The following is a 22,067-nucleotide window of genomic DNA, read 5'->3' as shown; positions in this document are numbered from 1 at the left end:
TTACAGCTTTTTATAAAACTGCAAACGGTAGTAATAAGTAATGAGTATACTGCATGGTGAAAAGCAGCATGCAAATTTAAAAAGAAATAAAGGCGCAGGTAAAGAACAGCACTATCACTATCTGCTGTAAGAGTTTATGCTATTGCTGCTTACAGGATAATTTTGAGTTGTTCACCCGATTAAGCGATGGAAAATCTGGGAGGTTGCTTCAGCGTTTCTATGGCGCGGTCGGCAGCAGGTTGCCGGTAAGCCGGGATGTCCGATAAGGGATAATCAATAACGATGGCCCGCAACGGGTTAGCCTGCAAGCTTAAAGGCAGGCCGGCAATCAGCAATACGCCGGCATCAGGCACATGCTCTTTTTTAGGAACAGGAATATCTTTAATTGGGTTGGCACTGAGCACGTTTTGATTGGTATACCGGGTACCCTGGTAGTTAGGGATGCACTTGAGGTACAAAGCCTGCCGGGTTATGCGCAACTGCACATAGTTGTATACATTGTTTTGGAAACGGATTTGCCCGCTGATGCGCTCATAATCCGTCCAGTTCTGCACATTGGAAAAACTGACCGGAATTTTTACTTCAAATAAGTCGGCCTTGCAATATTGATCTTTAGCGGCCTGCGCATTAAAAAATGCATCGCTGCGGTTCACCATATACTGCCGCAGGGCTACATAGCCGCCTGTGGCATACAGTTGCAGGCTCAAAAGCAATATGGCAATAGTCCGGTTCAAATTAATGGGTAATCAGCCGGGGCAAAAATAATTACACCGCTTTACATTTGCGGCTGCTTTTTACAAGTAATAGCAGGCACAGCATACAAAAAGCGCCGGGTAATGCTATCCGGCGCTTTTTAATATGGGTTAATATTGTGAAAGAGCGGGGCTGATTACCAGCGACCGCCTCTGCTGCTGCTGTCTCCGCCTTTAGAGTAACCGCCACCGCCGTTACTTCCGCCGCCGTAGCCACCACCGCCACCACGGTTGCCGCCACCACCGCCGTAACCGCCACGGCTACCGCCGCCACCACCACGGCTGCCGCCGCCGCCGAAACCACCGCCACCGCTTGGTTTGCGCTGCTCAGCCTGGCTTACTGCAATAGCACGACCGCTGATTTCACTACCGTTCAGACCCTGGATAGCTTTTTGAGCTGCCTCATCATCCGCCATTTCCACAAAGCCGAAGCCTTTGCTGCGACCTGTTTCTCTGTCTGTAATTAATTTCACAGAGCTTACTTCGCCATAAGCTTCAAACAGCTCTTTCAAATCTGCTTCCTCTAAACGATAGGGAAGGCTTCCTACAAAAATGTTCATTATTTAATTTTTACAAAGTGCTAAGCTAATGTTTTATTTTTCAATTTTACAATAGCTAATAGTTAATATTTGTTTATTTTTTTTAAAAAATAAATTACAGGCCGCACAATATCATCTTCAACCTCAATGTAGGTATCAATATCAATGCGGGCATCTCTAACAGCAGCGGCAGCGACCTGTTTACCCGCACCATGATGCGGGTAGATTACGTAACGGCAGATAAGCGGACGATATAATTAAAGAATTTATAGCAAAAGCTGTTATACAGATATCTGGTAACGGCTTTTGCACATCATCAGAGCATACATTGCTATACTTTATATCTTATAGATAACTTATATAACTATTCGCTTCGCAAACTTTTTATCGGTTTGGCTATAGCAGCCCTAAATGCCTGGAAGCCTACCGTAAATAAAGCAATGCCTACAGCTCCTAGGCCTGCTACCACAAACACCCAGATGTTGATGCTGATGCGGTAATCATACGTTTGCAGCCAGGTATACATAGCCCACCAGGCAATAGGCGAGGCGATAATGATGGCAATCGCTATCAACTTTAAAAAATCAACTGATAAAAGGGCTGTAATATGGCCTACCGAAGCGCCCAGCACTTTGCGTACCCCTACTTCTTTAATACGGTTCTCGGCCATATACGCGGCCAGGCCAAATATGCCTAGGCAAGATAAAAAGATGGTTAAGCCGGCAAAGAGCCCTGCCAATGTACCTATCCGCTTTTCATCTTCGAATTTACGGGCATACTGCTCATCCACAAACTTATATTCAAAAGGATATTTCGGGTTATACCGTTGAAATATTTTACCAATGTTATCCAGGCTCTGCTGCACAGGCCGGTTTGGGTTAAGGCGGATGTGCATTACTGTAAACCATGATTTCGGACCAAATATCATCATCTGCTGCACCTTCTGGTAAGGCGACTCGTATATAAAATCTTTTACTACGCCCACCACATGCCAGGGCGTTTTATCTTCCATAATGGTTTGCCCCAGCGGGTTTTTCAGGTGCATGATATTCACAGCTGTTTCATTAAGCAGTACAGCTGTAGAATCTGTCGGATAATTTTTAATGTCGATATCCCGCCCCTGCACTAACTTCAGGTTCATGGTTTTGATAAAATTGTTATCAGCCGCCATACGCACAAAGTCTACTTTTTTCTCGGCCGCTGTGCTTCCCTTCCAGGAGTAGCCCCAGCCATCGCTATACCGCTGAGTCATAGGACTCATGGACTTAGCTACGCCAAGCGCATCTCCGTTGCTTAACAGTTCGTTTTTGATAGCTTCAAAATGCTTAAGGATATCACCTTGTAATCCCACATAAATGAGGTGGTCTTTGTTGTAGCCCGTATCTCTCGACTGTGCGTAGTTGATTTGCCGCACTACAATCAGTGTGCATACCACAAGCGTTACGGCAAAGGTAAACTGCAAAACCACTAAAAATTTACGGGGTGTAACCAAGGCTTTAGCTGCTTTATAAGTTCCCTTCAATACCTTAACCGGCCTGAAGGAAGAAAGATATAAGGCAGGGTAGCTGCCGGCCAGTATACCGGTAAATGCCACAAAGCCCAAACCAAAGAGCCAGTACAAAGGGTTAGCAAATGGTATAAATAACCGCTTACCCACCAAATCATTAAAAGCAGGCAGGCATAGGGAAACAATAATAACAGCCAGTATGCCTGCAAACAGGGACAGCAATATGCTCTCTGTAATAAACTGAATAATCAGCGTGGATTTAGGTGCTCCTACTACTTTACGTACACCCACTTCTTTGGCGCGCTTCTCGCTCCTGGCTGTACTTAGGTTCATGAAATTGATGCAGGCAATAAGCAGGATAAAGGCAGCAATCACGCTGAATAAGCGTACCCGTTCTACCCGGCCGCCCACATACTGCCCCTTTTCTGATTTTGAATACAGCCAAGTATCCCGGTACAGTTGCGTAAATATTTGCGTGGTAACTGGTGCCCCTGCCGAGGTTGGATTATGCCTGATGGTAGTATTTTTGATTTTGACATCAAAGCTGGCCTGCGAAATGCCCGGCTTTAACAATACAAAAGTACTTACCGTATTATTTCCCCAATATTCATCATCCCAGCCCAGCTTTTTCATGTACGACCAAGGCAGCAGGTATTCAAAATCAAAACGTGTATTGTTGGGCAAGTCTTTCAACACACCTGCAACCGTGAAGCGGGCGGTGCTATCTAAAGTAACTGTTTTACCTATGGCATTTTGATCGCCGAACAGCTTTTGTGCCGATTTTTGGGTAAGCACAATATGATTGGGCGCATTTAAAGCATCCGGCTTGCCGGCCACCAGCGGGAAACTAAACAAATTAAAAAAGCCGGGGTCGGTAAAGTAACCGCTCATATTAAGCCGCTTCTCCCCCTGTATCACCAGAAAGGAAACATCTGATATTCTGGCGGCATCTTCTACCTCCGGGTATTCACGTTTTAAGGTGCCTGCCAGTACTTTGGGTGTAGATTCCCAAGCATGAAGTTCGCCATCAAACTTATCCCGGTTATTGATGCGGTATAGTCGGTTATCTTTCTCATGAAAGCGATCATAACTTACCTCGTTTTGTATCCATAGCAAAATAAGGAGGGCGCTGGCCATACCGATAGACAGCCCTAAAATGTTAATAACAGAAAAGCTCAGGTTGCGGCCCAGATTGCGCCAAGCAATTTTAAAGTAGTTTTTCAGCATATATACAGGTTTATCAGTATGTAACGTACAGTGTTTGTGCCATTTGCTTAAAGCATTGGAATACAAAATATTAAGAGCAAAACGATTATTGTATGTGTACGCTTTTGATACAGTTAGTGTTCAACTGCGGGCAGTGGTAGATGTGTGCATTAAACTATCCCGCCGGCTGCTTTATCGTAGCAGTCGCCGCCAGTACAGGCTGCGGTTTGCCGATGGTGCCGTAGTTTCCGGTGCCGTGCAAAATGCTGTCTAACCGGGGTTTGCTTTGCATGGTGCGCACGGCTTCCGCCAAATCGTGGTCATATTTAAAGTTTACTTCGAAGCGGCCTTTCTCGTAATAATAGCGGGCCGCTATCTCGTTTTCGAGCAGTTGCTTAATTTCGGGTTTGTGCTGCTGCAAATCGTTGGCCTTGCTTTGGGTTAGCTTGGCCTGCAGGGCTTCGTATTCGGGTTTGATCTCGTTAAACTGCTTTTCGCGGGTAGCCTCGGTTTTCAGGGCGGCCAGTACCTTATCACTGGCGGTGCTGTAGCTGTAATTTTTGCCGTTCAGGTATTTCACAAAGGCATTGTATTCCTCATCATTCAAATTAAAGGCTTTTATGTCACTTACCTTAGGGTGGGTAGCCGCGTACAGGTTGGCATAATCAAAAATCAGCAGTTTGCCTACCAGCGCCTGGGTTACATCGGCAAAGCGTTCGGGTTTAACAGGCAGGTCGGGATAGACGCCGCTGCCATCGTATACGGCGCGGCCGTTGCGGGTTTTGTAAGGGTGCAGCAGCGAATCGGGCAGGCGCACCACGCTACCATCCTTGCGGCGGTGGGCGTAATCCAGCGCCTGCACACAGCGGCCCGAGGGGATAAAGTATTTGGCAATGGTAATTTTTACCAGGCTGTTATAAGGCAGGCTGAACGTTTGCTGCACCAGCCCCTTGCCATAACTGCGCTGGCCTATCACCACCGCGCGGTCCAGATCCTGCAGGGCGCCGGCCACAATTTCGGAGGCCGAAGCCGAGCGGCCGTTTACCAATACTACCAGCGGCAGGTTAGGTTCCAGCGGCGTGCTTAAGGTACGGTAAACAAAGTTTTTATCCTGCAACTTGCCTTTTTGCGATACCACAGTTACATCGCGCTCCACAAACAGGTTCACAATCTTTACGGCCTCCTGCAAAATACCGCCGCCATTGGAGCGCAAATCTAATATAATACCCTGCGGGTGGCTTTTCTGTAAGCTGGTAAGGGCGGTAGTTACCTCATCAGCCGCGTTCTCTAAAAATTTATCCAGCCGGATGTAACCCATGTTACCCTTCACCATACCATAATAGGACACGTTAGGCTGGCGTATATCGGCACGGGTGATGCTTTTTACTACCGGCGCTTCATCGCGGCGTTTCAGCAGCAGCTTTACCATCGCCCCCTTACCGCCTTTTAACAACTGGCTGGTTTCATCGGTAGTTTTACCGATCAGGTCGATATCATTAATCTTTACCAGCTGGTCGCCGGCACGGATGTCGGCTTTCTGGGCGGGGTAACCCTCGGCTATATCAGATATATACACCTTCTGGTCGCGCACAAAGATGCCTACCCCAATGCCTGCATACTGGGTGTTGATGTAATGCAGTTTATAATCCTCCAGTTCTGATTCCGGTACAAATTCGGTGTAAGGGTCTAAACCGTCCAGCATGGCATCCACGCCGGTTTTTATCATTTTGGAGGTATTGATGTCATCCACATAGTTCAGGTTCACCTCCTTATACACCGAGGCGAATACATCCAGGTTTTTGGATATTTCAAACAGATCGTCAAAACTCCACAAACCGGCAGCCAGCAGCAGGGCAGCAGCAGTAATGGTCAATTTCTTTAAAGGATTTCCGGCCGGCACTTTGTTCATCACACTCAAGGGGGTAAAGGCTTAAATATAAAGGCTTTTAGTACAGGTTTGAAACAGGGCAGCACAAATAATTTTTCAGCAGGAGGTAAGGGTAGCTTGCAGCCGCCGACTGCAATGACTGTTCTACCTGTAGCTGATATTTCTTGCCAAAATATAGCGGAAATGAGCGCCGCAATTCTACCATCGGCAACGGCTAAGGTCAGCGCAGGAGAAGCATTTTTCGCCTGTCGGTGGCTGGCATAAAGGTGCTTATTTTAGCCGAATATGAACTTTTATTGCCGTTTATGAGCAAATATGAACGGATAAGGCGCTATTAATGGCCATTAAATGCCATAAAAAGCAATTAAAGCCGGTTGTTGTCAATGTTAACCAACGCTTTTTTCAGCGTGAAGATAACATAGGTGCGGTCGCGGTCTACCAGTTGGGCAAGGCGGTCAATCAGCTGGTCTTCCTGCCCCTCACTATATTGCAGCTGCTCATCATTCAGGTGATTGTACTTTCTTTTAAGCTTGATCTTGATGCGGGGCCAGTCTTTGTTGCTGATGGTAATCTCTGCCATGATGGTGGTGCTGTTTGGCTGCAAAAATATAAAAAAACCGTTATGCCCTGCACTTAACCAGTATGCATTGCGTTTTTAACATTAAACCTGTACCGGTTGGCTGCATCAAACGTGTTCACTTAAATTTAATAATTGATGAAAAAGTTACTGTTTAGCATGGCGTTGCTGTCGGCTTTTGGCATAGGCGCCAAAGCGCAAACCACACTGGGGATTAAAGGCGGCGTTAATTTTTCTAAAATTAATACCGATAACATTAGTGAGTCCAGTGTGGCAGGCTACCAGGTGGGCATTTTTGGGCGAATAGGTACCGATGTATATTTGCAGCCCGAATTATACCTGGGCAGTAAAGGAGGAAAGTTTGATTTTAACTCCAATAATAACACCACCACTACCAATGGCAAGGTGACCTTCACTACGCTGAATGTGCCTTTGCTTTTAGGTAAACGCTTTGGCGCTAATGCTGTTAACTTCCGGCTGGTAGCCGGACCAGTGTACTCTTACATTTTGAGCAAAAATCAAAACTTTGCCGACAATGTAAACGGCGCTTACCAGGATTTTGGTAATTACAATAACAGTACATTAGGCTTTCAGGCAGGCGGCGGGGTAGACATCGGTAACATTACTGCCGATTTGCGCTATGAGGGCGGCCTTACCAAACTGAATCCGGCCTTCGGCCAGCGGCAAAATTTATGGGCATTAAGTGTAGGCTTCAAGCTGTTTTAGTATACCTCTCCCCGGCCCTCTCCTTCGGAGAGGGCCGGGGAGAGGTATATTACCATTCGCGGCGTTGCCGGTAGGCATAGTTGCGGTAAGCGTTTACCTGCTGCTTAAACCACACGTTCCACTGGTTCTGGCCGTCGCGGTCGAGCATGTGCATGGTATCCTGTTCATAATCCTGGTTCAGGTTACGGTATTTCTGGTCAATGGAAGAGAAAATCTGATTAACCTGCTGCTGGTAATCAGCGCCATACCTGGCCTGGTTAAAGGCTTGCAGTAATTCCTGCTGTTCCAGGTAGGCAATATTGTAGTGGCCCTGTTCATGCGCCAGTACCTGTTCCAGCTTACCGCTTTGCATTACCTGCGCCTTGTTCATCCACGATTTTTGCTGATTCATGTTCATGTTCACAAAAAAGGTAAGCACATACCGCCCGTTGCGCACCCGCGCATCATAGCTGTAACTCACCTGGCAGTTGGTATAGGCAATGTAGGCAGAACTGCTGCCGGGCGGCTGCCCTCCAAAGTCATCCACGGTTAATTGCCGCCAGCCCTGGGCCAGCAGCGCAGAACTATACAATAACCCGGCTAACAGCAGGGCGCTAAAGCGCAGTAATTTCAACTTCATTAATCAGGGGAATGAGAACTTATTTTTAAGATGCAAAGCCGGTTAAAAGGTTTAAATCCATATCAGCTTTTACAGAAATTTTTATCGGCCGGTTACGGGGCGCACAGCCATACCTGGCTTGGTAGATCATGTGAGTTATTTTCCGCAAAATACGGAAGCATTTGCCAGGAGCAGTTACCGGATGGATGAGGCAGAATACGAACTAAAGGCTCCTAACCGAAAAGCTGGCGCATAAATATAAACCGGCCATTTCTACCTTAAGTAAAATTACTTATTACCACGAAACCTATAAAGAAATTTGGGGAGAGCCGGTAGCCACCAAAAAGAAGGCTTTCTTAGCTTATATAAACCACCTCAACATTAGTCGGCCCAACCTGGTGGTTATCTGCGCGGCCAACAGTGCGCCCAAAATGAATGCCTTGTAGGACATGAACAGCAGCATGATGAACGCCGCCAACGGTACGCCGCTTACCGGTTTGCACCGCCCAACCGGGCTGAACATGGTATGAGCCCCGCAATTTATGCAACTGCAGGGCAAAAGGTTCAAACTCAGTAATTACCGGCAGTTACTACAGGGAAAAGACAGCAGTGTACTGCAACCGTTTGGCCGCTAAAACCGCTTTAGCTGTGCTTTAGGCGCAGCAGGCAAGGTATAAGCTTTGGCGCTGATGTTTTTATGTAATGGGGTAGCATGGGTATTATTGCCGCATTTGCCTAACAATACATAGATAACTACAAATATAATGATGGTAGAGAAGCAGCCGCCGCCCAGCTTTTTGGCACCGTAGCCTGCAATTAATGCCCGGAAAAAATTATTCATGATGGGGTTGATTTATTAAGCTAACATCATTTACCCCATATGGTTTTATATGCTTTGCCTGTAACTAATGGTGCTAACCGGCTTTTTAAGTGAAAACAGGCAAATAATTACAGGTGATTTTCCTGTAAGTAAGCCGCAATACCCGGCTTATTTCCGGAAGGGATAATAAGTTGGTAACCTATGCCTTTACAGTAATTGGCAGCGTGAACCAAAAGGTGGAACCTTTGCCTGGCTCACTTTTTACCCCGATCTGGCCCTGGTGGCGCTGTATGATTTCCGAAGACAGGTAGAGGCCGATGCCAAAGCCTGCAATGGATTTTGTGTGTTCGCCCTTTACCCGGTAATAGCGCTCAAATAAGCGTTCCTGGTCTTCGGGGGCAATACCTCCGCCTTCATCCTGTACGCTTACATAGGCCATGCCATCGCGGGTTACGCAGGCTACCTGTATGGCGCTTTCGGGCGGCGAGTATTTTACGGCATTGCTTATAAAGTTGTTAATTACCTGGCCTATCTTATCACGGTCGGCATCTACGCAGGTTTCAGCCACAGACGCAAAAACCACTTTGTGCGAAGATACGGTGGCCATAAATTCCTCTTCTGTTTCCTTTACCAGTTCGGCCATGTCAAACACCTTGCGGTCGATATATATCTTGCCCGATTCCAGGCGGGTTACATTCAGAAAGCCGTTGATCATGGTGGTCATCTTGGCCACCTGCTTGTTGGCCTTGTCCAGAATGTTTGCAGTTGGCATGTCCTCGTTTCGTTTGGCCTTCATCAGCAGCATTTGTATGTAGCCGTTCATGGAGGTAAGCGGTGTTTTCAGTTCATGGCTTACCATGCCGATAAAGTCGTTTTTGCGCTGCTCATCCTGCTTTTGCTCGGTAATGTCCAGTACAATGCCTGATAGAAAATCCTTGGAGCCATCCTCTCCTTTAAACAGCCGGCCTGTGGTGCGTACCCACCGCATTTTTTTATCATGATGGCCGGTTACAGGATATTCCAGATCATAACTTTCTCCTTTAGACAGCGCCTCATTTACTGCACTGTTCACCACCTCGCGGTACTCATCCGTAATGTGATTAATGGCGGCGTCATAAGGCATTTGCTCATCAGGATAATAACCAAAAATTTCCTTCAGCCGGTTAGAGGAAGTTAGCTCCCCGGTTCCCGGATCAATATGCCACGTGCCTATCCGGGCCGAACTGATGGCCTGGTCAAGCATTTCGCGGGCCTCGTTGGACTGTTGCCTGGCTGCATCCAGTTCTTCAACCGTGCTTTGCAGTTCCTCGTTGGTTACGGCCATCTCCTCGTTAGCTGCCTGTAGGGCTGCCTCGCTTTCCTGTAGTTTGTTGCGGGCTTCAACCTCATTGCTGATGTTGATTACGGTGCCGATAAAGCGTTGCGGCTCCTCCCGCTCATTGAAAAGCACCTGCCCTATAGCCCGCACCCAACGGATTTTTCTATCGTCTGTGCCTACAGTGCGGTATTCTACATCGTAGCGTCCGCCGGTGAGCGCCTTGTTGTAGGCATCAGCAACGGCCTGCAGGGTTTTGCCTTTATCGTCAGGGTGCAGGCCATCTACAAAGTCATTGGTATAGGTTACCTGTTTGCCGGCGCTTACGCCAAATAATTCCTTGCACCGGTCATCCCAGGTAAGCTGGTTGTTTACCACATCCAGGTCAAACATGCCTAATTGCGCGGCTTGCTTGGCTAAGCTGGTTTGCTCAAGCGCCGCCTGCAGTTGTTGTTCATTTTTCGTTAGTTCATCATTCAGTTGTTCCTGATGCTGGTAAGCTTCTTTCAGCTCGTTGTTAATAGCGGTTACTTCCTCATTCAGTGCCGATAGATTTTCATTTATCGATAGTATCTCCTCATTAGAGGTGCGCAACTCTTCATTTATTACAGCAGTTTCCTCGCCGATGGCCTGCATTTCGGTTTTGTTAGCTTCCAGGTGCCGGTTGAGTTCTTTAATGTGCTGGTTTGCGGTTTCCAGTTCCATTATTTTCCGGCGCAGCTCCAGTTTATCCATAACCTGCCGGCCTAATATCTTAAGGGCGGCCTCCTGTTCAGCAGTAAGGCTTCTGGCCTGCTGGTCAAACACGCAGAGCGTACCCAGCGCAAACCCTTCCTTGTTTACCAGCGGCACCCCTGCATAAAATGCAAGGTTGAACCCTTTTACCACCGGGTTTTGGGCAAAGCGGGGGTCGGCGGCCGCATCTTCAACCACCATAATCTCTTGAGGGTCAGCAATGGCATGGGCGCAAAAGGAAATCTCTTTATCTGATTGTGTTAACTCGGTGCCTTTACGGGCCTTAAACCAATGGCGCCTATCATCTACAAAGCCAATTAAAGCTATGGGCGTTTGGCAGATGGCCGATGCCAGCTCGGCCAGATCATCAAAGTCTTTTTCGGTGGCCGTATCCAGTATATGATAGGTTTGTAATGCAGCCTGGCGCTGTGCTTCATTATCGGGTAGGGGAACGGTTGACATGGTTAGACCTGTAGCTAAAGAAATGGAGCGCAAAGATAAATAATTTATCGTGTATGCATTTAACCGGACAAACACAACCTAAAGTGCGGTTTTGTAAGGCACATATGCCAAATAAGAAAAGCTGCGATAGTTTATTAGAAATAATATTTACCAAAAGTTAAGGCTGTTTATTGCTATACTTCGTAGATGTTTGCATAACAATAAATTATGATACACCAATTCTTAGCCTTTGCGGTAAAAGCTGAAACCAAAATGGCAGAATGGAAAGCGAGGAATGGTATGAACATTTTAAGGGTATCATTAGGTATCATATTTTTTTGGTTTGGTGCGCTTAAGTTCTTTCATGGGGTAAGCTCGGCCGAAATTCTGGCAGGCCGGACGATTACCAAATTATCATTTGGGCATATCGGGCCGGTTGTCTCTATGCCTATACTGGCCTGCTGGGAATGTGTCATCGGGTTAGGGCTGCTCTTGAAAAAATGGCTGAGTTTTATACTGGTGCTGTTATACTTTCAAATGGTGGGCACTTTGCTTCCCTTGGTGTTTTTTCCGCATGAAACCTTTGCGAACAGCATTTTGGTGCCTACACTACTGGGGCAATATATTATCAAGAACATGGTACTTATATCGGCAGGCATTGTAATTGGGGCAACCGTACAGGGCGGTGCTTTATTGTCTAACCCCACTGCCTCTTCTAAAGGAATGTTTTTGCAGGAGGCCATCCGGCGGTACAGGAGGCGTTTTAAACGTGAGCCTACCACACAGGAATTGTTGCATAAGAGGTAAAACAGATATGGAAAATAATTTACAGCTAAGGCAACATTTGGTTTTGATTATTCAGAAAATAGTGTTTATTTCCCCATAAATACTACATCAATGAACCAAAAACCTTCAAACGCTTTCATTGCCGCCTCGTGGATTGCTTTAGGGGCAGGTATGGCCGGCTTTCTGATCGGACTGGCCCGCGCCGCCTCCATGCAACTCAATGAAAAAGGCTATTATTTTACTATTCTGATGTACGGCCTATTCTCCGTAATCTCCCTGCAAAAAGCCGTGCGCGACCGCTTGGAGGGCATTCCCGTAACCGATATCTATTACGGCCTCAGCTGGTTTTCTACCCTGCTGAGCATTGTGCTGTTAACCATCGGCCTGTGGAATGCCACCATACTGCCCAGTGAGAAGGGCTTTTATGCCATCTCTTTTCTGCTGGCCCTGTTTGGCGCCATTGCGGTGCAGAAGAACACACGCGACAACCAAACCCTTGTTAAAGCACGTGCAACTGAACCAGAGGTATTAAACAGATAACAGGATAGCAGTAAAGAGCCAGCCCTGATAAAATATTCATCTGGTGTTTGATCAGGGCTGATTATCGGCGTTGTGGTTTACCGGCGCATCTGTATCTGCCTGCACCGCAGGTTTTACACGTCCTTGCTTTTGCTGTACCACATGCCAGGCTTCATGCGGTAAATGATTTTCCTGCCCCGGCGCTATGGGAATAGCACTGCCCTGTACGTAAGCAAGCGCTTTGAGTTGAGCCGGTTTGTCGGAGTTGTAATGCACTTTTACATCATCCATACTATGGCCTGATAGCTCTTCGATACCATGTTTAAGGTTTTCAGGCAAACCGCCTTGCTTGGGTTTCTTTGATGCTGACATGGTATAGGGCCGTGTATTTAGTTCGCTAATTTTTAATAGATGCTGAGCAAGTGTAAATTACCGGCAACTGGAGTAAATCGTTTCAAGCTGCCAAAACCGGGTAGTATGAAACTACCAGCAACAAGGTGCAGGAAAGACTTTTTTTGTGGCGCTGCCGCAAGCTCCCGCTTGTGGTCATCTTAGCCAGGTTAAAATAGGATATAGTGGTCAAATATAGCTGGCAGGACACTATTATTCGTATTGATAATCAACGAGCTATATTAAGTCAATTGAAAGTGGTTTCAATTGACTTTTTTGCCTGATGAAAAAGGTTAAAAAAACGCTTGCTGGTCATGGGTTGGGGCAAGCAGCGGTTTAAGTGTAAATCATGTGGCATCTTTTTTACCCGAAGCAATCCGCGGGTTGCTTTAAACAACCAGTTTGTATAGTTTGAAAAATGGGTTAGCGAAAGGCAAGTCTACAAGTATCTGATCTGGGACAGCGGCCTTTCACAAAGCAGTCTTCAACGCTTGTTCAGGCACTACCTTAAACAGGCGCCCGAGGTCGCTATCAAAAGTAAAGTGCAGGCACACTTGTTAATCGATGCCACTTACTTCCCAAATGATTTGTGTTTGGTGCTTTATTATGATCATGACATCCGCTATACGCAGCTTTACCGTCTGACCGGCCGAGAGGGTTATGAGTAAATGCGGGAGGATTTGGAAACCTGAAAGTGCTAAGTGCGGAAATAGCCAGCATTACCTGCGACGGTCATAAGGCGCCGCTCAAAGCGATCCGAAAGGTTTGCCCTGATGTGCCAGTCCAGCGCTGCCTGGTACACATTAAAAGACAACGTCAGATTTGGCTAACCCAGTATCTGAAGGCACCGGTAACCCAGGAACTGCTTTACTTGTCCAAGCGCATCACTTACCTGAAAACATATGAACAAAGCAATGACTGGCTGGCAGACCTTTATCATTGGTACGAGCGAAGCAAAACCTATGTTAATGAAAAAGCTGTGCAGCATACAGGAGCCTTTTCCTTTATTTATAAAAAACCTACAAGCCTATCATTGTATGCCCCGGAACATCTGAAAGACTATTTAAGGTGATTTCAATTATAACTTCAAAACAAAAGCCTCAAACCCAATGTGTAAACTATGAAACTTTAATAACCATTAAGAAATACCGTCACCCATGAAATATTTAAACCAACTGCTACATTCCGCAGCCGACCAGCTATCGGGCTACAGCCGCCGCGAATTCATAGGCAATGCCGGTAAAACCTTGCTGGCTGCTACCGTAATCGGCGAACTGGCATCGGCTGAAAGCGCCAGTGCGCAAAGCACCGCAGGCGGTCGCGGGCCGGGGCCGCGCTCTATGGCTGATGCCATTAAGGTAGAAGTACCTACCCAGCACGCGCCCAGCGAAGGCGCCGCCACCTCTTATCCTTCCATTTTACCTAAGGATAAACGTGCAGGCTATGCCATTGTAGGGTTGGGCGAACTAACTTTGGGTGAAATTATGCCCGCTTTTAGCGCCTGCAAAAACTCAAAGCCGGTGGCCCTGGTAAGTGGTGATGCGGATAAAGCGCGTAAGGTAGCCATGCAGTACGGCATCGACCCTAAAAATGTGTACAGCTACCAGAACTTCGACGATATTAAGAACAACCCCGAAATTGAAGCGGTATATATTGTGCTGCCCAACAGTATGCACGAAGAATACGTGGTAAGGGCAGCCAACGCCGGTAAGCATGTGCTGTGCGAGAAGCCGATGGCTACTTCCTCAAAAGAAGCCCAGCGCATGATTGATGCGTGTAAAAAAGCAGGCAAGAAACTGATGATTGCTTATCGCATCCAGTATGAACCCAACAACCGCCAGATGATGGAATATACCCGTAAGCAAAAATTTGGCAAGGTAAAGGTGATTACGGCGGTAAATGTGCAGAACATTGGTAACCCCAACCAATGGCGGTTAAAAAAGGCGCTGGCAGGCGGAGGATCTTTACCGGATATTGGATTGTATAACATTAACACCAACCGTTTTCTGTTAGGCGAAGAGCCTTATATGGTAAACGCCCACACCTACACTACCCCGAACGATATCCGGTTTAAAGAGGTGGAAGAAGCGGTAATGTTCCAGATGTTCTTCCCAAGCGGGGCCATTGCCAACAGTACCTGCAGCTATGGCGTGCATGATTCGAAGCATTACCGCTGCTATGCCGATAACGGCGGCTGGTTCGGCATGGACCCGGGTTACTCCTACAAAGGCCTGATGCCTGAAGTATCACATGCCGAAGGCAGGGTGCAGAACAAGATGCAGCCCAAAATTCAGGAGAAGAACCAGTTTGCACTGGAGATTGACCATTTCTCAGAATGCGTGATCGAGAACAAAACGCCTTATACCCCCGGCGAGGAAGGCCTGCAGGATCATAAGATCATGGAAGCCATCTATGAATCGGCCCGCACCCATAAGCCGGTAGAACTGGCGCGTATCAGCACGGTAGACACCTTCAGGGGTACGCCACCGAAGGAGGATTAACCTGACAACCACACTCCGGAGGACGAGGTATAAGTGTTGAAAAATCTGATAGTGTCTTATCCCTCCCCCGGGAGGGCAGGGAAGGGTTTGTACGCTAAAAATTAGGTGTCAATATCGCACTTTGAAAGTTTTGTAAATTGAAAAATAAATTATAATGATTGTATATTATTGATATCCTACTGGTTCATGCATTTATGGGATTAGGTGTATATTTACTTTAATAAACCTATTATGCTATGCCATCTGATATTTTAGAAAGGATTTTAAAAGACACATTAGTTCCTTATTTGCTACTTGACGATAACGAAATTATTAAGCATTTAGAGGAACCAGCTTTAGCAGCAAAGCAGCGAGTGCGAACAATTGATGATATTGAAGTGCATATCTACTCTAATGACCATCTACCACCGCACTTCCATGTTAAGACCAAAGATTTGAAGGTTGATGCAAAATTTTCTATTGAAGAATGTAAGTTGCTGAAAGGGGATGTATCATCTAAAGATTTGAAAAAAATTGAGGCATTCAGTCAAAGTCCAAAAGGCAAGATAGCACTCAATACTATTTGGAAAAAGTTTCATTCGTAATATTACTATATACCTTTACATTAAATATTTGAGCTGCCAAAAAGTTAATTAAACAAAAAGCCCGGTTGCTAATTTAGACTGCCCCCAAAAAGTCAGACACTATTTGGGGGCAGTCTAATCACCGGGCTTTTTCATTTCAATTTATTTTTTAATTTACAAAATTTTCAAAATGCGATATTGACACCAAAAATTAAAATAAGTATTTACATGCTGAAGTGAACACTTATTTTATTTTGCTTAGCAAATGCAGAAACCCTTCCCTACCCTCCCGAGGGAGGAACGAAAGACTGCAACTACAAATAGGAGTACATGCTGCTGACAATAGTTTGTCAGTGTTCACGGTGTTCACGCGCGTTCACACCACCGTGAACGTGAACACCTGAATAAGGGATAAACCACTCAAAGTATCACCCATGCTTGTTAGAACTTTATAGCTCTTTATGAGCTTTTATTAGCACTTTATGGCTTTTAATAGCTTTTTATGACCGTAGTTTCATCTTCCCAGAGAAGACAGGATAGGAATATTAAATATCCTCCTCCATCTCCATGCCCTCCCAGGATTGCCGGGCATACTGGTTCATCATGAGCCAGAAGATGCCGATGGCAGGGATGATCAGTATCCAAATCACCGTTTCCCAACGCATTAAAAAATAATGCGCGAAGCCTGCCGCGGCAATAAAGCTGGTGATCAGCAACGAGGTGATTACCCGCCCGCCCGATTGTTTAAGCAGCACCGGCTTGGAAAAAGGCAGTCCTTTAAGCACGAACAGCGACGTAAGTAACCCATAAATAAGGCTGATAAAGAAGGCCAGTATAATATCGTTGATGGTTTGCGGCCCCCATATTACCACAATGCCGATGCTCACCAGCAGGCAGAACGGAAAGAAGTACAGTGCAATGATGGCCTTATACATCCCCGCCAGCACCCTGCCCGGCTGCTTTAAGGGCCGCGCGTAATACACCCACGAAGCCCTGAATTTTTCGCTGTAGGAGATATTTTGCAGGAATACCGACACAATAAAGGTGCACAAGTAAATGAGCAGGATGTAATTACGGCCGGTTTGTACGGCTGCAAACCGGTCGTTCAGGTTGCTGCCCTTACTGTTTAAGGCGAAATACAAAAAGTAGATAGGTACATAAGCAAAGGCCGGGTACACCTTGATCTTAAACTCGCGCATACGGGCGGCCATTTTCCAGGTAATCTTAAAACCGGCATTTTCACCTGGCTCGGACGCTAAAAAATTAGCGACCTTGTCCCTGAAATCAGTTTTTACCGGCTTGCCGGTTACCTCCGGCCGGTAAGGCTGACTGTCGGAAGTGGCGGTAATGGCCAGCCGCCGGTTAAAGCCTGGGGCCAGTACTTTGGCTACCAGCCACAAACCTGCCAGCGGCACGGTAATACCGGCAATGGCCAGTAAACTGGTAATAATATCGGAGCGGCCGGGATGTATCAACACTTCGTTCAGGGCGCTTATCCAAACCGAAGGCAGCACATAGGCCCAACTGTGGCTTATCACTTGCACATTTTTCAAATCGGCCAGATTAATCATTCGCGGCAGCAGATAATAACTGCCGAATATGACTACCGAAAAAAAGATTTGAAAGTAACTGATCACGCTCTTGAACTGTTCTGGGGTTACCAGGCGCATCAGCACCAGGTACACCATATTTACCAAAAAAACGGTTAAAAAGGTAGCCTCGATAATTTGCAGCAGCAACAGCGGCGCAGCCAGCAGCCCATCCTTAAACCCAATCAGCACAATGCCTGGCAAACCCAAAAAGATAGCCAGCCTGAAGATATACAGGCCGATATGCATAATGCGCGACATGGCAACAGTGCGGTCGTCCACCGGGCGGGGCAGGATAATGTACTGGTCGCGGGTATCCAGCAGCACGGCGGTAAAATCAGAGATCATGGTGAGCGACAGCATCACCATAAACACCGTAAAGTAGATGGTTTGCCCTAAAAATGGCTGGTCAAAGGCCATCAGTATAAAGCCGATGAACAGCCCCATCAGCATCAGGAAGAAGTTGATTCCCCATGATTCGGCCACTTTACCCATTTTTTTTGAGGCCTGTTTCCTTTGATTAAAGAAGGTGGTGGGCCGGCGGCTGTCCAGCAAAAGTTTGATGCGCAGTATCTCGTTGAGCTGCACCGTATCTACCCCGGTTTTTTGCAGCATGGGATAAAAAACCGAAATGAGTTTAAGGAAAAGTTTATTCATGCGTAAGGCAGGTTAATCCAGTGCGTTAATAATGGCATCGGCTTCGCCGGCGTTCTCTTCCCGGCCGGTCAGTTTGGCAAATATCTGTTCCAGCGTATCCGCGTGGTTCTGCTTAAGCGATTCAAAGGTGCCATCGGCCACAATCTCACCCTTGTTGATGAGCAGGATGCGGTCGGACACCTTTTCCACCACATCCATCATGTGCGAGCAGTAAAATATCGTCTTTCCTTCCTGCGACAAGCGCTGAATCAGTTCTTTGATCAGAATCACCGCGTTGGCATCCAGGCCGGATAGCGGCTCATCCAGCACAATAATCTGCGGGTTGTGGATAATGCCGGAGATAAGCAGCACCTTTTGCTTCATCCCTTTCGAGAAGGTATCCATCCTGTCGTTCAGATTGTTACCCAAGCCAAAGGCATTGAGCAGGCGGCGGGCACGCTCTTGCAGGTGCCCTTCTTCCATACCTTGCAGCTTACCTACAAAATCGAGGTACTCCATCGGTGTAAGCACGTCATACAGCTCGGCATTTTCGGGCACATAACCAATCATCCGTTTTATTTCAAGCGGATTTTCCGACATGTTGATCCCATTTACGGTTACCTCGCCATGAAAATCCGGAATCAGGCCAGTCAGGATTTTTACGGTAGTAGATTTACCCGCGCCATTCGGACCTATGTAACCGATCACCTGACCGGGAAAAATATCGAGTGTTAAATGCTTGAGCACCGTTTTATCACCATAGGATTTAGAAAGGTTACGTATTTGTATCAGCGGTGCAGCCTGTATAGTTTCCATTACAAAAATTTGAGAGGGTAATATACAAACGTTTTTCGGGATAGCAGGCCACAAATCAGGTGAAGCAACTTTTACATTATTTCAGCGTAATCAACACATTTAAGCCAGCTATTTGCTATTGCGCATCTTACTACTGCCTGTTACTGTCTGCTAATAAAACACTTTATAATTTTGCAATAGCGTATCAAAGCCTATACTTGTATGTCAGTTACCACTGTAACATTTATTGCATCATTAATTAATGATGCCGGCCACCTTACTGAAATCAACAATTAGATAACCGCTGAAACTACTTTGCCCGGGCCTGCTGCCCGGCCCCTATATGATGCATTTTACCATACCGAGGCCTTTTACCGGAGTTATTATAAAAATGCCACCTACCAGTGGCTTTCTACCGCTATCTGTCACACTTCTCTGGCGCAATTTACCGGTAGGTAAGCTGCAGCGCTTTGCCAAAAACCTGGCTAATGTATGGTAATAGGTGAAGAAGACTTTTTAAACGGGCCTAAAATTTTGCTGTTATGAGCGATATAGAAGAACCCATACATTTGGCTTTACTACTTCCTATACAGGTTCTTCTCTATCGCTCATAACGACCTATCTGCATACTATTTCTTTAATTCACCTGCGCCACGGCTTTACCTGCCGGTGCATTCTTTACATATTTATCCAGCCACTGGTTCATTTCCCAGAGCATGTGCAGCAGGTTCTCGCGGCCGCGATAGCTGTGGGCCTCATAAGGCAGATAAGTAAAACGTACGGTGCCGCCAGCACCTTTTATGGCCGCAAACAGGCGCTCGCTGTTGATAGGGAACGTGCCCGGATTATCATCCGCCTCGCCGTGAATGAGCAGAATTGGAGTTTTTATCTTATCGGCATAGCTGAAAGGGCTCATTTCATAATACAGCTGCGGAGCCTGCCAGTAAGTACGGTCCTCGTTCTGGAAACCAAAAGGTGTTAAGGTACGGTTGTACGCACCGCTGCGGGCAATACCGGCTTTAAACAAATTGGTATGCGCCAGCAGATTCGCCGTCATGAAAGCGCCATAACTGTGGCCGCCTACGGCTACCCGGTTGCGGTCGCCCACGCCCATGTCGCTTAATTTATTGATGGCGGCTTCAGCATTTTCTTTTAGCTGCTCCACAAAGGTATCATTCGGCTTTTTGCCTTCTTTAGCTACAATGGGCATCTCGGCATTGTCCAGCACCGCATAGCCCTGCGTTACCCAAAATATCGGCGAAGCCCAGCTGATGGTGGTAAAGCGGTATTTAGAGCCGCGTACCTGTGCAGCATCGGCAGCAGAGTTAAACTCGCGCGGATACGCCCAGATTAATACCGGCAAGGGGCCGTCTTTATCTTTGTTATAGCCTTTAGGCAGGTATAAATCGCCGGTGAGGTCTACGCCGTCAGCACGCTTGTATTGTATTTTTTCTTTGGCTACGCCTACCAGTTGCGGATACGGATTGCTAAATGCAGTGAGGGTTTTACCTTGTATATCGCCACCCAAATTTTTCAGGTAATAATTGGGCGCTTCGGTAGGCGATTCGCGGCGGGTGATTACCTGCAGCCGGGCCGGGTCCAGTATATCCACTACTGATTCATAGGTGCCATTGGCTGAACGCCACAGGATGGTATTTTTTTTCGAATCCAGATCAAACTTTGCCAAAAAAGGCAAATCCCCGTTAGCCGATGCACCGGTGGTATTGTTCATTAACAAGGTTTTGCCATTATCGGCCACATACACCACATCATTGCCGTACTTATTCTTTACGGTAACCGGGCTGCCGGGATCGCTATAATTATCGGTTTGGTTGCGGTCATATATTTTCTCCAGTTTCCCGGTGGATGGGTTGTATAATTCCAGCCGCTCGGTCTGTTTGGAGCGCATACCCTCACTTACCAAAGCTAACGTGGCATTGCCCCATTGTGTGCGGCGGTAACGCAGTTGTGTTTTAAACAGTTCTTTTTCTGCACCGGTAAACGGTGCGCTCAGGGCATATACTGCATCATGGTAATCTACCTTTTTGCGAATCAAACCACTATCGAGCGGATGCGCCCAGGTAACAGTAGCCGCCTCATCATCGCGCCAGTCGAAACCGCGGGGCACATTCTGGGTATTATCATAACCTGAAGGCGTGCCCTCGCTTGAGGGCAACTGCGCCAGTGTTTTCAGCACTTTGCCGCTACGGTCGGTAACGCTTACTGCTGATGGAAAACCGCCTGCTGTTACCAAATAAGAGAACGGCTTACGGATAGTGCGCACCAGCATATATTTTTTATCGGGCGATAGGTTAACGCTGCTGTAAATAGCCGGTTTACCCACAGGGCGCTCCGCACCGTTTACATTTTCTACCAGTTGCGAGGTGGCATAAAATTCAAAAAGCTGCTCATCATACGGCGTCTTAATCAAGTCCTCATAAGTGGCGCTGGGGGCGGCCTTGCCTAAATTTTGCTGCACTGTCGGGCCTTTAGGCACTGCCGGGCGGGGTGGCGCCGCACTTACCGGGCGGGTGGCTACGCGGTACAGCAAGGTATTGTTATCGGCCCAGGTAACGCCGCTGCCTAAAACGGTATTGAGCGGCTGCTTGTTCACCTTTGTTGCTTTACGGGTAAGCAGGTTGATAACATACAAATCCACCCCCTTAGGGTTGGTTTGCGTAAAAGCGATCTTTTGCTCGCCCGGGCTCCAGCTTAATGCACCTGCGTACAAGGGTACAGGCAGCCCGGTGATGGCATACGTTTGCCCTGTTTTAATGTTTTTTAAGGTAAGGCTATTGGAAAAATTTTGCCGGCTGAGTGAGTAATTAGCCGGATTGATACGCATACCGGCAATACGCAGCTCGGGGCGGGCCAATTCCTCTACCGAGGGGTAGCTGTTACGGCCAATGAGCATCATCCACTCTCCTTTCGAATCAATACTTACACCGGGGGTAGGTTTAGCCAAAAGCAGTTCGGCCATAGCAGCAGGCGGTGTTTGATAACTAACCGCATCCTGAGCACCGGCGCGCCAGCCGCCTATAATCAATAGCGTGAACAAGGCAATTCTTTTCATAATCAATTGAAGGATAAATCTTATCGGAAAAATACTTAAAATTTACAGGTCATTTTTCTATTAGTGTTTTATAACAGTATTGTTACACCTAAGCTACTCAGCTGCAACGAG

General features: G+C 47.0%; 18 protein-coding genes. 6 read left to right on the top strand and 12 right to left on the bottom strand.

Annotated features, from left to right (window positions below; all coding sequences use genetic code 11):
* Window positions 1–179: 179 nt before the first annotated feature.
* From ACY652_RS09635 to ACY652_RS09615, 5 genes are all read right to left on the bottom strand, one after another.
* Window positions 180–734 carry a hypothetical protein gene (locus ACY652_RS09635; RefSeq protein ID WP_462264109.1) on the bottom strand — a complete coding sequence of 185 codons (555 nt, stop codon included), beginning with the start codon at window positions 732–734 and terminating at the stop codon, window positions 180–182.
* Window positions 735–889: 155 nt separating this feature from the next.
* A complete protein-coding gene (locus tag ACY652_RS09630) occupies window positions 890–1,312 on the bottom strand; it encodes an RNA recognition motif domain-containing protein (protein ID WP_462264108.1) in 423 nt (140 codons plus the stop codon).
* 343 nt (window positions 1,313–1,655) lie between these two features.
* Window positions 1,656–4,025: an ABC transporter permease gene (locus ACY652_RS09625; RefSeq protein ID WP_462264107.1), complete on the bottom strand. Its 2,370-nt coding sequence runs from the start codon at window positions 4,023–4,025 to the stop codon at window positions 1,656–1,658.
* Window positions 4,026–4,179: 154 nt separating this feature from the next.
* Entirely contained in the window at window positions 4,180–5,913 is a 1,734-nt protein-coding gene (locus ACY652_RS09620) for a S41 family peptidase (RefSeq protein ID WP_462264104.1), read from the bottom strand.
* 343 nt (window positions 5,914–6,256) lie between these two features.
* Window positions 6,257–6,472 carry a hypothetical protein gene (locus ACY652_RS09615; protein ID WP_462264102.1) on the bottom strand — a complete coding sequence of 72 codons (216 nt, stop codon included), beginning with the start codon at window positions 6,470–6,472 and terminating at the stop codon, window positions 6,257–6,259.
* 135 nt (window positions 6,473–6,607) lie between these two features.
* Between ACY652_RS09615 and ACY652_RS09610 the strand changes: the two genes are divergently transcribed.
* Complete coding sequence (locus ACY652_RS09610) at window positions 6,608–7,195, top strand: porin family protein (protein WP_462264100.1); 588 nt, start codon at window positions 6,608–6,610, stop codon at window positions 7,193–7,195.
* 49 nt (window positions 7,196–7,244) lie between these two features.
* Here the strand turns inward: ACY652_RS09610 and ACY652_RS09605 are convergent, their stop codons facing one another.
* The 3 genes from ACY652_RS09605 to ACY652_RS09595 all read right to left on the bottom strand — a co-directional run bounded on the left by ACY652_RS09605 (window position 7,245) and on the right by ACY652_RS09595 (window position 11,125).
* On the bottom strand, window positions 7,245–7,814 hold the full coding sequence (locus ACY652_RS09605) for a DUF922 domain-containing protein (RefSeq protein ID WP_462264098.1): 570 nt from the start codon (window positions 7,812–7,814) through the stop codon (window positions 7,245–7,247).
* 610 nt (window positions 7,815–8,424) lie between these two features.
* A complete protein-coding gene (locus ACY652_RS09600) occupies window positions 8,425–8,634 on the bottom strand; it encodes a hypothetical protein (protein ID WP_462264097.1) in 210 nt (69 codons plus the stop codon).
* A gap of 178 nt (window positions 8,635–8,812) precedes the next feature.
* Window positions 8,813–11,125, bottom strand: coding sequence for an ATP-binding protein (locus ACY652_RS09595; protein WP_462264095.1), 2,313 nt, complete (start codon window positions 11,123–11,125; stop codon window positions 8,813–8,815).
* Between the two features lie 207 nt (window positions 11,126–11,332).
* Between ACY652_RS09595 and ACY652_RS09590 the strand changes: the two genes are divergently transcribed.
* Both ACY652_RS09590 and yiaA read left to right on the top strand, forming a co-directional pair.
* Window positions 11,333–11,911: a hypothetical protein gene (locus tag ACY652_RS09590; protein WP_462264093.1), complete on the top strand. Its 579-nt coding sequence runs from the start codon at window positions 11,333–11,335 to the stop codon at window positions 11,909–11,911.
* 90 nt (window positions 11,912–12,001) lie between these two features.
* Complete coding sequence (gene yiaA / locus ACY652_RS09585) at window positions 12,002–12,430, top strand: inner membrane protein YiaA (RefSeq protein WP_462264091.1); 429 nt, start codon at window positions 12,002–12,004, stop codon at window positions 12,428–12,430.
* Window positions 12,431–12,481: 51 nt separating this feature from the next.
* On the opposite strand, the gene ACY652_RS09580 is transcribed toward yiaA, so the two are convergent.
* Window positions 12,482–12,781 carry an eCIS core domain-containing protein gene (locus ACY652_RS09580; protein WP_462264089.1) on the bottom strand — a complete coding sequence of 100 codons (300 nt, stop codon included), beginning with the start codon at window positions 12,779–12,781 and terminating at the stop codon, window positions 12,482–12,484.
* A 712-nt stretch (window positions 12,782–13,493) separates the two neighbouring features.
* Between ACY652_RS09580 and ACY652_RS09575 the strand changes: the two genes are divergently transcribed.
* The 3 genes from ACY652_RS09575 (at window position 13,494) to ACY652_RS09565 (ending at window position 15,884) form a co-directional block, all read left to right on the top strand.
* Complete coding sequence (locus ACY652_RS09575; RefSeq protein ID WP_462264088.1) at window positions 13,494–13,871, top strand: transposase; 378 nt, start codon at window positions 13,494–13,496, stop codon at window positions 13,869–13,871.
* An 85-nt stretch (window positions 13,872–13,956) separates the two neighbouring features.
* The gene (locus tag ACY652_RS09570; RefSeq protein WP_462264086.1) at window positions 13,957–15,300 is read left to right on the top strand and encodes a Gfo/Idh/MocA family protein; all 1,344 of its coding nucleotides are present in this window, start codon (window positions 13,957–13,959) and stop codon (window positions 15,298–15,300) included.
* 236 nt (window positions 15,301–15,536) lie between these two features.
* Window positions 15,537–15,884 (top strand): DUF4160 domain-containing protein, encoded by a 348-nt coding sequence (locus ACY652_RS09565; RefSeq protein WP_462264084.1) that lies wholly within the window; start codon window positions 15,537–15,539, stop codon window positions 15,882–15,884.
* Window positions 15,885–16,408: 524 nt separating this feature from the next.
* Here ACY652_RS09565 and ACY652_RS09560 read toward each other — a convergent pair.
* From ACY652_RS09560 to ACY652_RS09550, 3 genes are all read right to left on the bottom strand, one after another.
* On the bottom strand, window positions 16,409–18,109 hold the full coding sequence (locus ACY652_RS09560) for a hypothetical protein (protein ID WP_462264082.1): 1,701 nt from the start codon (window positions 18,107–18,109) through the stop codon (window positions 16,409–16,411).
* Window positions 18,110–18,121: 12 nt separating this feature from the next.
* The gene (locus tag ACY652_RS09555) at window positions 18,122–18,904 is read right to left on the bottom strand and encodes an ABC transporter ATP-binding protein (RefSeq protein ID WP_462264080.1); all 783 of its coding nucleotides are present in this window, start codon (window positions 18,902–18,904) and stop codon (window positions 18,122–18,124) included.
* Between the two features lie 616 nt (window positions 18,905–19,520).
* Window positions 19,521–21,956, bottom strand: coding sequence for a S9 family peptidase (locus ACY652_RS09550; RefSeq protein ID WP_462264078.1), 2,436 nt, complete (start codon window positions 21,954–21,956; stop codon window positions 19,521–19,523).
* Window positions 21,957–22,067 lie beyond the last annotated feature (111 nt).

It is taken from the genome of Mucilaginibacter sp. (genome assembly GCF_965200995.1).
In the GTDB taxonomy this organism is placed as follows: Bacteria; Bacteroidota; Bacteroidia; order Sphingobacteriales; family Sphingobacteriaceae; genus Mucilaginibacter.
This window is presented reverse-complemented; position numbering and strand designations above follow the sequence as displayed.